Below are 13989 nucleotides of genomic sequence, written 5' to 3'. Positions count from 1 at the left end.
GTATTTCTTATAAGGTCAAAAATATAGCCAGTTCCCAATTTCCAACCATTTCTCCCTATAAATCTTATCCAATCACCTTGTCCATGATGGTTGCTTGACATAGCTGTGGATTTTGATTAAACTTTTATAAGGAAATTAACTGAAACTTACTATATAAAAGAAAGAGGAGAGTCAAAATGACAGACCGTATTCGTACCCGTTTTGCACCAAGCCCTACTGGCTATATGCATATCGGCAATTTGCGTACTGCTTTGTACGCTTATCTTTTTGCCAAAGCCAACAAGGGAGATTTTCTCCTGCGCATTGAGGACACTGACCAGAAGCGTTTTGTCGCCGATGCGGTAGACTTCATCAATCGCACTTTGGCAGCTGCTCATATCGTTCCTAACGAGGGACCAGATATTGGTGGAGACTGCGGTCCATATATCCAGAGCCAGCGTCTGGATATATACAAGAAGTATGCTGAGGAGCTTATTGCCAAGGGACACGCTTACCGTTGCTTCTGCACTGATTGCAGTGAACAGCAGCATGAGGCTCAGAAAGCTGGGGATACCAAGGCTTTTGGTGGCTACAACAGAGCCTGCCGTGATCTGCCACAGGAAACCATTGATAAATATTTAGCTGAAGGTCGTTCCTATGTTATCCGCCAGAAAATGCCTTTGACTGGGGAAACCACCTTTACTGATGCGGTACATGGCCATATCAGCTTCAAGAATGAGGAGCTGGAGGATCAGGTTATTCTAAAGCAGGATGGTATGCCTACCTATAATTTCGCCAATGTTATTGACGACCATCTGATGCATATTACCCATGTTATTCGTGGTACAGAATTTATTACCTCCACACCAAAGCATGTCCTGCTGTATCAGTTCTTTGGCTGGGAGCCACCTGCCTTCATTCATCTGCCACCTGTTATGGGCAAGAATGAGGATGGCTCTGTATCCAAACTGTCCAAGCGCCACGGTGCCACCGGCTTTAGCCAGCTGGTAGATATGGGGTATCTGCCAGAAGCTATTACCAACTATGTAGCACTTCTGGGCTGGAGTCCAAAATCCGAGCAGGAAATCTTCACTATGGATGAGCTGATTGAACGTTTCTCTCTGGATGGCCTTAGCAAATCCCCAGCTGTTTTTGACTACAACAAGCTGGATTGGGTAAATGGTGAGTATTTCAAGGCCATGAGTGATGAGGATTTTGCTGCTGGTGCCAAGAGCTTCGCTGGAGAACTGGCTGAACAGCTTGGTCAGGACAAATGGCAGTATCTGGCTGGCCTGCTCCGCACCCGTGTTAGCCGTTACAATCAGGTTCCAGAGCAGATTGGCTTCTTCAGCCAGCTGACTGATTATGATGTAGAGCTGTTTACCAACAAGCGTAACAAGGTAAATCCAGAAAAGGCTGCTGAGATTCTCCCAGTTGTCATGCAGATTCTGGAAAAGGTTCAGGACTGGACTCCAGAGGGAATTGATGCTGTATTGCAGCCAGGTGTGGCTGAATCCGGTATCAAGATGGGCACCTTTATGTGGCCTGCCCGTATCGCTCTTTCTGGCCAGAAGGTTACTCCTGGCGGCGTAACTGAGCTGCTTTATATCCTGGGCCGTGAGGAATCCTTCCGCCGCCTGCAGCTTGGTTTAGAAAAAGTTCAGTAAAAATAAAATTTTTCTTGACATAATAACAATAATGCTGTATTATTATTATTGTCATTGGCGCGTTGGTCAAGTGGTTAAGACTCCGCCCTCTCACGGCGGCTTCAAGGGTTCGAATCCCTTACGCGTCACCAATTGATAATTTAGGCTGGAACATAGTTCCAGTCTTTTTTGTTTTACATTCCCTTGTAATCTTACAGCACCAATACAATCCCATAATAAAAGCCTATCTGACACACTTCTGCTGTCGTAGATAGGCTTTTCATTTTCTCTTTTACAATTCCCCATCCAAGGCTCGCTGAACGGTTTCATACAAAACCCCAGTCTCCACGGGCTTGGTTAAATGAGCATCCATTCCTGCCTCCATAGAACACTGCTCATCTTTTTCATAAGCATTGGCAGTCACGGCTACAATAGGAATCCTCTTAGCATCAGATTTGCCAGAAGCACGAATCCTGCGGGTAGCTTCCAAACCATCCATCAACGGCATCCTTACATCCATCAAAATCAAATCATAGGTACCCGGGGCATTCATCATAAATTTGCTCAATGCTACCCGGCCATTTTCTGCTGTGTCCACCAGCAAGCCCCTGCGGGAAAGAAGATTCCTGGCAATTTCACTGTTAATTTCATCATCCTCAACTAAGAGAACAGTTTTTCCTGCAAAGTTATAGCCTTGATTTTCTGGTATCTGAGCTACTTCTGGCATTTCCTTGTCCAGCTCCAAATCCAAATACAATTTAAACTCCGTACCCTGACCTTTGTTGCTCTTGAACTCAAGTCGTCCACCAAGATAATCTGTCAGCTTATAGCAAATGGCCAACCCCAGACCTACACCGCCATATACGGTCGTGCTGCCTCGATATTCCTTGGTCATAGGCAAAAAGATATGTTCCTGCACCTCTGGGGCAATACCAATACCAGTATCCCGCACCACAAATTCCATTCTGGCCTTGTTATCATGCTCTGCCAGCTGATGAAGCTGGAAATCTATTTTGCCATAGCGAGGGGTAAATTTTACAGCATTGGATAGGAGATTCTGCAAAATCTGTCTAATACGTCCCCGATCAGACTTTACATAAACAGCCACATTATCATCTATCCGAGTATGAAAATGGAGCTTTTTCTCATGAGCCATAGGTCGAATAACACTGCCAACCGTTTCAAATAGCTCCCTTATATTAATGGTTGTATCCTTAGCTGTCATATTTTCTTTGGCTGGACTAACAATGTAAAGTATATCGTTAACAATATTCAAGAGAAAATGAGTGGTATCCCCCACCTTTTCCAGACAATACTCCACATACTCTCTATCATCCAGCTGAGATTTGGCCAACTCAGTCAACCCCAGCACATTATTCAAGGATGAGCGCAAATCATGGCTTGTATGAGCCAACAGCTTGCGACAATCAATCTTCTGCCAAGCCTTATCAATATCTTCCTTGGTAACATCCCTGCTATCTATATATTCTTTGCTATCCATATAATCGCACCGCCTTATTGCCCTTAGTTATCAGCATTAATGGTTGGAAATTCCCCCGGCTGCCGCAGCCAGATACTCCTTTGACGAATGCCTGCCAAAGCCTCCTCCAGCTGCCATCTATGTTCTGGCATTTCCACATCCAGGAAGAATATATACTCTCCCAGACCAGTTCGAGCAGGCCTAGACTCAATTCTAGTCAAATTCACCTGTCTATCTGCCAATTCCGTCAAAATCTCACATAAACGTCCAGCATCCTTACCGTCTATCTGACATATGATAAGGGATTTTTCCGGCTGACCATAGTCGGTATTTTCCTTGCTATCCCTGCGAATCAGCTGATAAAATCTGGTTGAATTATTAGGCAAATCCTCTATATTCTCTGCCACCAGCTTCAAACCATTCAGCTCGCCGCCCCTGCGGGTACAAATAGCCGCCCAGCCATCTGTTGGCTCCGCTTCTGCCACCAGCTTAGCCGCCATAGCTGTACTAGCCACAGCTTCCTGCTCTGCTAAGGGATAATTGCAACGGATGAATTCCCGACACTGGGATAAGGGCTGAGAGTGAGAAAGTATCCTTTTGACAGGTACATCCTCCCCCGTATCCGACCGCATCATAAGATTATTGTGTACATGCCAAATAAGCTCTCGTACCACCTGCAGATTGTCACTGCCTGCCAAAGTATCCAGAGTTATATTTATTGAGCCTTCAATGGAGTTTTCCACTGGCACCAGACAGGAATCCAGCTGTCCTTGTTCCACCTGATGAATGGCCTCATATATATTGGCACAGGACACCAGCTCATATTTCTCTGGCACCATACCCTTTAAATATATCGCTGCTGCTTCGCTATGAGTTCCCAAAGGCCCCAAAAATCCCATTTGCTTCATCCTGTTATCTGCTCCCGTCCAGTATTTCCTTATTTTACAATACGTTTTCGTACATTATATTATATATTATCAGTGTCTATTGTACAAGGGAACAAAGTACCTAGGCCAAGAGCTTTTCCATAATGCAGAGCCTTACTGCGAATATCAATAACAACAGCCCCCTGAGCCACTTTCTCTGCCACCTCGATGCCTACAAAACCGCCGCCAATAACCACAGCCTTACCCTCTGGATAGTGCAGAGATAAATCCCGCAAAGCATCTGCATCCGGCACATTCCTAAGCGTTAAAATATGCTTATTATCAATACCAGGAATTGGTGGCCTAAGAGCCTTAGCTCCAGGAGACAAAACCAATGCATCATAGCTTTCCTCATATTCCCCCTTGGAATTTCTGATGGAAACCTTTTTGTTGGCTGTATCTACCGGCAGTAGATCCACCTGCTACGCCTCCTACAATAATATACTTTTTCATAGCCAACCCCGCCTTTCTTAATTTTAAAATCCTATATTCATATATTACGATTTAGTAGTAATGTAAATATATTTTTTAAAGGTCTGGCAAAAGTTCCAGCCAATACGTCAGCTCCTTTACCTCGCTGTTAGAAACCGGGCCATTTTCCCCTACAGCCTCCAATTCTGCCAGATTAGCAGAATAGGGTGTCAAGAAAAGGTACACCTTTATAATCAAAAATAAAAAATCTGGCCAACAATACTGCCGTGACCAGATTTTCCCTTCTAAAAAAATTCTTTATGAACTACTGTCATCGTATGCACTACTTTCGCTTCACTGTTTTATTTATACCATATCAAACTAATATTGGCAATATCATAATTATCAGTAAATGACCAGAGACATTCTGGTTTCACTCGTAGACATGATTTATATCTATAAAGATAGAAAAGTGAAGATTGCTTTTTTAATCAGAATAGAACAATCCTCATTTCTGCTAAATCATACCAAAATCTGAACTGAATGCATTTTCTTTCCTATAATAATAGACAATTTAGCTTTAATTCCAAAAACATCCTACAATTTATGGTCATAAAGTACCAATTAGCCTTTTTCAGTCTGGGAAAAGCAATTCAATTAAAAGAAAACGAATTTACTATGCCTTATACAGTATATTTTGTATTCCTTGAGTAATATAATAAAAAAATACTACACAAGTCCTCTACAAAATGATATAATACCTTTTGTGATGTAAAGAACTTACTGTGTATTGTATTGGAGGGTCAGATATGAATTCTGAGATTACGCTCAAACTGCCACGCTGCAAGGGCTGTGGTATATGTGTAGCCTTTTGTCCCAAGCAGGTTCTCGGTCTTTCCGAGCTGGGCAAAGTGGTTATTCTGAAGGCTGATGACTGCATAGCCTGTGGCCAGTGCGAGCTGCGCTGCCCTGATTATGCAATTTTTGTAGATAAGAAGGTGGCAAAATGAGTAAAGCTAGATTGATGCAGGGTAATGAAGCCTGTGCCGAGGGTGCACTGGCTGCTGGTGTCCGTTTCTTTGGTGGTTACCCTATTACCCCCTCCACAGAAATAGCCGAAGGCATGGCCAAGATGCTGCCTAAGGTTGGTGGCAAATTCGTACAGATGGAAGATGAAATTGCTTCTATGGGTGTGGTACTTGGTGCCTCTCTGGCAGGCAAAAAGGCTCTCACCGCCTCCTCCGGCCCAGGCATCTCCCTGAAGCAGGAGCTGATTGGCTATGCTGCTGCGGCTGAGATTCCTGTTGTTATTGTTAATGTGCAGCGTGTTGGTCCTTCCACAGGCCAGCCAACCGCCCCATCTCAGGGTGATGTTATGCAGGCTCGCTGGGGTACCCACGGTGATCATCCTATGATTGCCCTGTCTCCTTGGAGTGTTCGTGAGGCTTTTGATACTGCTGTTATGGCTGTTAATTATTCCGAACGCTTCCGTACTCCTGTTATTCTCCTGATGGACGAAATCGTAGGCCATCTCCGGGAAAAGGTTGAGCTGCCAGAGGCCAGCGAGCTGGAAATTTACCCACGCCGTCAGCCTAGTAAGACCAGAGCTGAGGGCTATCAGCCTTATGCTCCTGCTGAGGATTTGGTGCCAAATGTAGCTGATTTCGGCAACGGCTATCATATCCATGTAACTGGTCTGATTCATGACGAAACCGGCTTCCCAGTAGGCAATCCAAAAGTTACCCGCGAGGCAATTGATCGCCTCCACAAGAAGATTGCTATTGCTCAGGACGAAATCACCCATGTAGAGGAATACTGCATGGAGGATGCTGAATATGCCGTAGTTGCCTTTGGTGGTACTGCCCGTACTGCCTATGAGGCTGTTCTTGAAGCTCGCAAAAAGGGCATCAAGGTTGGCATGGTTCGTTTGATTACCATTTGGCCATTTGCTGATAAGGCTATCAAGGCTTTGGCAGCCAAGGTAAAGGGTATCTTAGTGACTGAGCTGAACTATGGTCAGATTGTCAATGAAGTTGAGCGGGCAGCTGCTGGTCAGTGTCCAGTAGAGCTGTGTGCTAAATATGATATGACCATCTTCGAGCCTGAAGAAATTCTTGAGGGCATTGAAAACCTTGCAGGAGGTAATAAATAATGGAAAGATCCTTTGAACAGTATTTTCGCCAGAACCGCCTGCCACATCTCTGGTGTCCAGGCTGTGGCAATGGTATAGCAACCAAGGCCATTGTTCAGGCCATTGAGAAAAAAGGTCTGGATAGAGATAAAACCATCATTGTTTCCGGTATCGGCTGCTCCTCCAGAGCCTCCGGCTATATGGATTTTGATACACTGCACACCGCTCATGGTCGTGCTATTCCTTTTGCTACTGGCATCAAGCTGGCCAATCCAGAGCTGAATGTTGTTGTCATTACTGGTGATGGTGACTGCACCGCTATTGGTGGCAACCATTTCATTCATGGCTGCCGCAGAAATGTGGATTTGACTGTTGTGCTTTTTAACAACAATATTTACGGTATGACTGGTGGTCAGGCTTCCCCTATGACTCCAACTGGCAAAAAGGCTACTACTGCTCCTTATGGTGCTGTAGATCCTACCTTTGATGCCTGCAAGCTGGCCGAAGCTGCTGGAGCTACCTATGTAGCTCGTTCCACCGCTTACCATGTACAGCATCTTACTGATATGATTGCCAATGGCTTTGATAACAAGGGCTTTTCCTTTATCGAGGCTATGGTACAGTGTCCTACTGCCTATGGCCGCAAAAACAAGATGTCCGATCCTGTAGAGCTGATGAAGTGGATGCGGGATAATGCTGTAATGAAAGCTGCTTGGGATAAGCTGCCCGAAGATAAAAAGGTTGGCGATAAATTCCCTATTGGCCTGCTTTATCAGGATACTGAGGTAGATTATGCTACTGCCTATGAGCATGTTATTGAGGTTGCAGGAGGTGCTGGAAAATGAGAAAGCAGATTAGATTGTCCGGCTCCGGTGGCCAGGGTGTAATTACCGCTGCTATTATCTATGCAGAGGCTGCTGTTTCTGCAGGTATGGAGGCTGTACAGTCCCAGTCCTATGGACCAGAGGCTCGTGGCGGTGCTTCCAAATCTGAGGTTATTATTGATGATAGCCATCCTATCTTTCATCCCCATGTAAAGACTCCTGATGTGGTACTGGCTATGACACAGAAGGCTGCTGATAAATACTATGGTGATTTACATAGTGATGGTATCTTGATTCTGGATACTGATTTGGTGCCTGAGCCACCTAAGTTTGGCAATATTATTCAGGTGCCTATTACCAAAATTGCCATTGAGCAGGCTGGCAAATCCCTTTTTGCCAACATTGTAGCCCTTGGTGTATTGACCAAGGTTCTGAATCTGGTAGATTTGGATACTGTCCGTACCGCAGTATCTCACCGTGTACCACCTCATACCATTGAGGCCAATATGAAAGCTTTGCAGCTGGGCTATGATGCTGTAAAATAATCCCATAACAAACCAAAGCCCTGATACGCTCCACGCGTACCAGGGCTTTTTTGCTATTTAGTTTATCTCATTTCTGATATGCCTCATCTAGGATTGCTTGCAATGTACCATCCTTCGCATAAACCAGGGCATCTATCTGTTTGAAATTATGCTTTTTTATTTTTCCTTCAGTAGAAAACCCTAGAATATATGCCGTAGCAATTCTATAAATTATTTCCGTAGGTGCCAAACCATAAACCTGCTTCTCAAAAATATGTTTCAAGCGGGCATCCTTATCCGGATAAAGCCGCTGCATTTCAGAGCTTCGATACAATCTTTTAACAATCTCCGCAATGTACATTCCCGATTTCATGTACAAATCCATAAAAGTTTTATCTGGAGTATCAAAACAGCCAGGATTTTCCTGCTCCAACATATCTACCATATCCTTAACTACTTTTTTAGGTGTAAAAATCTGGTTTGTCTTTTGCGGTGGGATATAATCAAATATATCCTCCTTATTCTCCTCTGAAAAATAATCTGCTAATTGACTCTTTTTATTCATAAACTCCTTTACGGAATCATCAAATACAATAGGGTCAAATAACTGTCCCACAAAATTTTTATTTTCTCCAGTTTCAGGATCTATATAGCTCCCCCCATCCCTAAGAAATATAAATTGTTCCAAGGATATGCCAGTAACCTCCTTGAACACATCCTCTGGTACAATACTATCAAAATTTTCTAATGTAATCTCTCCAGTACCATAAGCCATCAAAAAGGCTGGTATCGTTCTGGAAAAACCTCTTAAATGATCTCTAATATCCCCCTCTATAGAGTTCTTTTGCTGCTCCTGCTTACTGGTTTCAACAGCATTTATCACATCCTGCTTGGAATCCTCCACCAGCTTTGCCATGCCCTCCTGAAGGTTAGTTTGAAAATCAGCCTTCGCTTCGGCAATTTTTTCATCAAACTCTTTGTTGATTTCTATTGCAGTCTGACCTGTAGTAACACCGGCTTTCAATTGCTCCTGCCGTTCCTGCTCGATAATATTTTTATTAATAGCAAAATCGTTATAAGACTTCTCAATCAGTCTATCTACTGAATCATTAATCTGCCTAACCATTCTACCCTTAACGGCTTGCTTCATTTCTGAACCATATTCCGCCTTAGCAGTTGCAATAATACTATCTGTTATTTGTTTATGCGTATCTTTTTTTAATTTTTCTAGCGCTGTTTGCGCTTTATCTGGTTTCGTAATAATAGTCTCTGTTGCACCGCCTATATCAATTTTGTTACCGAAGATTTTATCACCAAATACATCCTGAGTCTTACCTACAACAATTTCTTCTGGAATATCCACATCTCCAGCCTCATTCAGGAATATATCATCTTCGAGTTTATCAGTTAATGTTGCCTTATCCTTAGCTTCCTTAACAGGTTGCAAACCACTAATAATATCTATGACCTCCGCAGGTGCACCAAAGACCTGCGAAATATTTTGGAAGAGATAATTGCTCATAAAGCCACGCTTGACTACCTCTACCGCCCGGATTTTTCTTGGAATGGTCAACACCTTTTCAGCATCCAGCTCTATCAGCTCACCCTGCTCATCCTCACCAATAACTGGAAAGAAATTCAATAATTCCCTAATATTCGCTTTTCTGGTTTCTATATCTCCTCTACCTGATGCAGTATCCGTACTTAAATCATTGGCAAATTGCTCAAAAATGTTCAGCGTCCTAGCAGGATCAAAGTCAAATACATAGGCATTTTCCTTGCGCCCATAGGAAGTCCCATTATGAAACATACATGGATTCTGGGCACGAAAAGCAGCCTGCATATACAGGGCAGGACTTTTTACATTGCTTAACATCAATACAGCAGTCCATTCTGGAATGGTAATTCCAGTAGTCAGTTGACCTACAGACAAGGTAATAGTTCTATCATTCTCCTTAATAGCCTTTACTACCTTATCATATGATTTCTTTGTTTCTTTATCATCATCAGTTTTACCATCTCCAGCCGCCAAGACTATCTCATATTCACCAAATACAGGATGTGTTTTTAGCTTTTCTGCCAAGGCCTTGGCACTATCCACCCTATCCAACAGCCAAAAGGTATGCTTTAATTCATGCCGCAATTTCGGAGTGGAAAATGGGAATCTTAGTTGCTTTGTCATAGCATCCAAAAATTTATCTACTGATGATTCATGCTTAAATTTCCCTTGCTCTGTAGCAAAGAACTCATTCAAATCAAAAGCATATTCTGCCGTTTCTCCCTGAATCACAATCCCCTGCTGCAGCTCATCCTTAACTATTTCCGACATCTGATATGTAAACATATTCAGCTTAGGCAAAATAGCATAGGGATTTTCTTCCTCTGATGTCACATCCCAATCCCGCTTTGCTTTTTGCTCATCAGCATAAGTCCAATTATAAATAGCATCCTGAGAAAATTTATTGTTGGCCAAGGCCTTGAAAGGCGTGCCAGATAAATGTAGTGTAAAATTCCGTTTGATACGGTCAAAGGCTATACCGGTTTTAAATGTGTCCACTCCTTCATGAGCCTCATCTATAACCAATACATCCCAGTTCATTTCAGCAACTTCCCGAAGTTTATCAATTCCTTGAGGGCTAAAATATTTGGATCCCTTCATATCCTGCAGGCTGACAAATTCTATACATCTGTCCATCTCTTCATCTTCCTGAGATGTAATCAAATTGGTATATTCCTGTCTAGACAATACGCCAGCTCTATCCTTCAAGGCCTCAACTTGACTGACAAAACGATAGCCTGACTCTGGGCCTAAGAATTTAGCATAATCATCAAACCAGCTATTGGCTATGGCTGGACGTTGGGTTAAAATCAGCACCGTTTGAGCCTGAATTTTTTTACAAAAATCATATACAGCCAGTGTCTTACCAAAACGAGGCTTGGCATTCCAGAGGAACTCTCCCTTATGGTGACTATTCCTGTAAGCAATGGTCTTGGCCACCGCCTCTTTCTGCTCCTGTCGCAGTTGATAGGGAATAACTTTGCCCAATGTTTCCAATATGCCACGACTAGAGCGAAATGTCCAGAATTTCTGTTGTGATTCTGCACCTGTTATTTGGAACCATTCGTTGTTTTTGCCTTCTTCCTGCTTGGTTCCAAATTTTCGCAAATAACTATGAAAATCCTTGTCCGTAAATCTATCCCCTGTGCCATCATCAAAAATGGCATTGCCTTTCCATTCCAGATGCCACTGAACATCTGCCGTGTGGGTCTGCTGTTTGATGCGGGTTTCCACATCCTGTTCCGTATAACCAATTTTAGTCCAGCCATTATGACGAACAATCTCAGGAGTGGTGTAAGCATATATCATAGGTGTAACACCTCTTATTGTGGCAATATTAGGCCTTTCCATTTACTCCATCTCCTTTACATGGGTTTCGATAAAATCAATTTCCTCAGGGGTAAGATTATATTTTTTGTATAGCTGTTTATCTATATCTGCAATGGATTGCGACCAATCTATATCGGAGGAAGATGTAAAATCCTGCCAGGGAACATACTTCCATGTCCCTAAATTATTATCTTGCGTGATCTTTAATACCCCTAACAATACTCTAACGAATTTTGATTTTATATATTTCAATAATGATGCAGCCTCATATTCACTTTCAAATGCACCTACGCTAATAAAAGATTGCGTAAATCCTATATATGGTTTTCCTACTATAGGTGTACTTAACACCTCCCCTAGTAATCCTGAACCATTAGACTTAGGCAAAATAACTTTCCATTTATTTATATTTTCATGTGTTTGATCAATGTATTCTTTCTTAATGAACTTATAACATCTTTTATTACTTACCAATCCCAATATTTTAAAGCTATCCCCGCCATCATTTTCCTCAAATAAATTTTCTAAATTAAATATTGATGTCGTTAATCTTCTCTCCTTGCCACAACTACCAATTTTACATACTTTTTTCCCTTTTCCATTATAAAACGTAGCAAATAATTCTGGATGACTTACATACAGTTTTTTTAAATTCCATTTGTTTTGCAATATAATATGCTCATCTAATGTATTAAATAATTTATTACTAACTACTTTGTGAAATATAACATTCAATTCTGGATATGAGGTAAAAACACCCATCTCACCATATTTAATATGCACATTCCTATAACTAATAGCAATACCACCTTTAATGTCTGAATTACTAAAAATCTTTTTACCATCTTGTTCATAATATAAAATCTTAAAATGTTCATCATGTAACATTTTTTCGTTCCATTCCTTAGGTGTTTTCCCCGCATTAAATAAAAATCGCGCTGGAGTGATTAATTCCACTCTTTCACCAATATCATATGCTGCATCCATAAATTTATTATATATAGGTTTGTCAGATGTATCTCGCATATCCTCCTGATATGGTGGATTTCCTATAACAAAATCAAATTTCATATCCTTATCCCTCTTCCATACTATCTTCTGCTTGCCCTTTTCTCTTTGCCAATCTCGTACCTGACAGCTATATGCAGGCGCTGTCAGCGTGCTTTCAAATACTTCTTCAGGAGTAAATAACTGTAACTGCCCAATCTCTTTTTCCTCTATCTCCTGAGGCTTTTGCCGTGGCAGTGTCCCCAATAGTCCATCCATCTGCCAAATATTCCAGCTAATGATTCTAGCTATTCGCTTGATAGATTCCTGACTAGGCTCAGACTCCCATCGTGCCCTGCTGTATTCACAAAATGTTTCCAGTAGGTTAATTCTAGCCATCAGGAGGTTATCCCCTTGATATTCATAACCATAGGTACTTTCAAAGGCCCTATATACCCATTGATTCCAGGTTCTATGAGCTTTGACATTCTCATTAATAACCCGAAGCTTCCTATCTAATATGCCGATTCGCTGTGATAGCGGAATCATTTCACCAGTAACAGTGTCATAGCGAGATACCAAATAAGGACCTTCACCGCAGGTAATTTCCAATCGCCTTGCCAGAACATAATCCTTCCACGTTTTCCCTACCGGAAAAACTATTCTTTTCTCCACTGTCTCCCATTGTTTATTTTGCTCACTATTAAAGACATCATCTCGTCCAAACCATTCCTGATCACACTGATTGTTCATCATATTGCAAATCCAAGATGGCGTAAAAACCTCTGCCTTTTTGCGAGTACGCTTGACCTGCTCCTTCTGTGACTTGGCAACTCTTGGGCGAAAAATTACCTTATCCCCATCAATAAGTTTTTTGGTAATTTCAGATGCAAAATCCATCCCATTATATGTATTAGAGGCAAATGTAATATTTTTCCCCGTTGACCTATCCTTCAAAAGAATATTCAAAGCTATCCTGACTGAATTAGACTTCAATTCAATCAAATCCCACATAAAATCTTCCTTTCCTGCCTCCCATTATCATCAGATGCAGTTCTAGACATTGAATACCCCCTCATCATTTTACTTGCTCTAAGGGATAGCATCTTAATGTATTGTGCGAGTATACATAATTCTACCCCCCCCGGACATTTTGGCAATAAAAAAATCCACCCCTATTAAGGATGGACGAAATATATTTATTCTGATTGTATGAACTTGTTATATTTAAGATATTAGCGGAAGGCAGACAATTCGACAAAAATAGCGTATCAAGCCAATTCAGCCCGATACGCCATTTTTAGCATAATTTTTCAGTTATTATAACATAGCAATAGCTTTTGTAAATTCTTCCAAAGACATGCCTGCTCTTTTAGCCGCGTCCATATTAGAAAGTATACCATCTTTCACTAACCCACACAGGGTTTTTAACATCCCTTCTTCCAACCCTTCCTCTTTAGCAATCTCCCTAGCTCTTTTATCATCCCACTTAAAAGTCACCATATCAAGAACCTCCCTTTCGTGTTCTTTAAAATATTCTTTCATTAATTCATTATCTCTACAATATCGAATAGCAGATTTAATAGCCTGAGATAAGTCCTGTTTTGCCGCTAAATATTCCTGTACCTTTGCGACAAAGACACTATAACACCGCAGTTCATAACAAGAATCCAAAAGCTTTTTTCCTTTGTCC

10 protein-coding genes, 1 tRNA gene and 1 pseudogene are annotated in these 13989 nt (G+C 41.8%); 6 read left to right on the top strand and 6 right to left on the bottom strand.

The window, feature by feature from the left end; translation table 11 throughout:
- The first annotated feature begins 176 nt into the window (after positions 1-176).
- Both gltX and I6E26_RS09125 read left to right on the top strand, forming a co-directional pair.
- Positions 177-1646, top strand: coding sequence for a glutamate--tRNA ligase (gltX, locus tag I6E26_RS09130; protein WP_235321575.1), 1470 nt, complete (start codon positions 177-179; stop codon positions 1644-1646).
- Positions 1647-1702: 56 nt separating this feature from the next.
- Positions 1703-1777, top strand: a tRNA-Glu gene (locus I6E26_RS09125).
- A 140-nt stretch (positions 1778-1917) separates the two neighbouring features.
- On the opposite strand, the gene I6E26_RS09120 is transcribed toward I6E26_RS09125, so the two are convergent.
- From I6E26_RS09120 to I6E26_RS09110, 3 genes are read right to left on the bottom strand one after another with little or no spacing between them, the layout of a single operon-like run.
- Positions 1918-3126: an ATP-binding protein gene (locus I6E26_RS09120; protein ID WP_235321574.1), complete on the bottom strand. Its 1209-nt coding sequence runs from the start codon at positions 3124-3126 to the stop codon at positions 1918-1920.
- A gap of 23 nt (positions 3127-3149) precedes the next feature.
- Entirely contained in the window at positions 3150-4013 is an 864-nt protein-coding gene (pheA, locus tag I6E26_RS09115) for a prephenate dehydratase (RefSeq protein ID WP_235321573.1), read from the bottom strand.
- A gap of 59 nt (positions 4014-4072) precedes the next feature.
- Entirely contained in the window at positions 4073-4450 is a 378-nt protein-coding gene (locus I6E26_RS09110; protein WP_235321572.1) for an NAD(P)/FAD-dependent oxidoreductase, read from the bottom strand.
- Between the two features lie 801 nt (positions 4451-5251).
- On the opposite strand from I6E26_RS09110, the gene I6E26_RS09105 reads away from it, so the two are divergent.
- Genes I6E26_RS09105 through I6E26_RS09090 form a run of 4 tightly spaced genes read left to right on the top strand, consistent with a single transcriptional unit; the run spans position 5252 to position 7942 of the window.
- Positions 5252-5452, top strand: coding sequence for a 4Fe-4S dicluster domain-containing protein (locus I6E26_RS09105; protein ID WP_235321571.1), 201 nt, complete (start codon positions 5252-5254; stop codon positions 5450-5452).
- On the top strand, positions 5449-6594 hold the full coding sequence (locus I6E26_RS09100) for a 2-oxoacid:acceptor oxidoreductase subunit alpha (protein ID WP_235321570.1): 1146 nt from the start codon (positions 5449-5451) through the stop codon (positions 6592-6594). Before I6E26_RS09105 ends, I6E26_RS09100 begins: the two co-directional genes overlap by 4 nt.
- Positions 6594-7418, top strand: a complete 825-nt coding sequence (locus tag I6E26_RS09095; RefSeq protein WP_235321569.1) for a 2-oxoacid:ferredoxin oxidoreductase subunit beta — start codon at positions 6594-6596, stop codon at positions 7416-7418. The genes I6E26_RS09100 and I6E26_RS09095 overlap by 1 nt, the downstream gene beginning before the upstream one ends.
- Complete coding sequence (locus tag I6E26_RS09090) at positions 7415-7942, top strand: 2-oxoacid:acceptor oxidoreductase family protein (protein ID WP_235321568.1); 528 nt, start codon at positions 7415-7417, stop codon at positions 7940-7942. The genes I6E26_RS09095 and I6E26_RS09090 overlap by 4 nt, the downstream gene beginning before the upstream one ends.
- Before the next feature lie 67 nt (positions 7943-8009).
- Here I6E26_RS09090 and I6E26_RS09085 read toward each other — a convergent pair whose 3' ends face one another.
- From I6E26_RS09085 to I6E26_RS09075, 3 genes and pseudogenes are all read right to left on the bottom strand, one after another.
- Positions 8010-11330, bottom strand: coding sequence for a DEAD/DEAH box helicase family protein (locus I6E26_RS09085; protein WP_235321567.1), 3321 nt, complete (start codon positions 11328-11330; stop codon positions 8010-8012).
- Positions 11331-13310, bottom strand: coding sequence for an Eco57I restriction-modification methylase domain-containing protein (locus I6E26_RS09080; protein WP_235321566.1), 1980 nt, complete (start codon positions 13308-13310; stop codon positions 11331-11333). It abuts the gene before it with no gap.
- A gap of 306 nt (positions 13311-13616) precedes the next feature.
- Positions 13617-13989, bottom strand: a pseudogene (locus I6E26_RS09075) (transposase); the annotation flags it as partial.

Origin of the sequence: Anaerovibrio lipolyticus (genome assembly GCF_021531495.1) — a bacterium.
In the GTDB taxonomy this organism is placed as follows: domain Bacteria; phylum Bacillota; class Negativicutes; order Selenomonadales; family Selenomonadaceae; genus Anaerovibrio.
The sequence above is the reverse complement of the archived record's forward strand: the minus strand, read 5'-3'. Positions and strand labels throughout refer to the sequence as shown.

What these genes read in the sequence shown, in the direction of transcription:
- pheA (WP_235321573.1), bottom strand. Translation starts at nt 4,013, where the DNA reads ATGAAGCAAATGGGATTTTTGGGGCCTTTGGGAACTCATAGCGAAGCA.
- I6E26_RS09090 (WP_235321568.1), top strand. Translation starts at nt 7,415, where the DNA reads ATGAGAAAGCAGATTAGATTGTCCGGCTCCGGTGGCCAGGGTGTAATT.
- I6E26_RS09085 (WP_235321567.1), bottom strand. Translation starts at nt 11,330, where the DNA reads ATGGAAAGGCCTAATATTGCCACAATAAGAGGTGTTACACCTATGATA.
- I6E26_RS09080 (WP_235321566.1), bottom strand. Translation starts at nt 13,310, where the DNA reads ATGTGGGATTTGATTGAATTGAAGTCTAATTCAGTCAGGATAGCTTTG.
- I6E26_RS09095 (WP_235321569.1), top strand. Translation starts at nt 6,594, where the DNA reads ATGGAAAGATCCTTTGAACAGTATTTTCGCCAGAACCGCCTGCCACAT.
- I6E26_RS09120 (WP_235321574.1), bottom strand. Translation starts at nt 3,126, where the DNA reads ATGGATAGCAAAGAATATATAGATAGCAGGGATGTTACCAAGGAAGAT.
- I6E26_RS09100 (WP_235321570.1), top strand. Translation starts at nt 5,449, where the DNA reads ATGAGTAAAGCTAGATTGATGCAGGGTAATGAAGCCTGTGCCGAGGGT.
- gltX (WP_235321575.1), top strand. Translation starts at nt 177, where the DNA reads ATGACAGACCGTATTCGTACCCGTTTTGCACCAAGCCCTACTGGCTAT.
- I6E26_RS09105 (WP_235321571.1), top strand. Translation starts at nt 5,252, where the DNA reads ATGAATTCTGAGATTACGCTCAAACTGCCACGCTGCAAGGGCTGTGGT.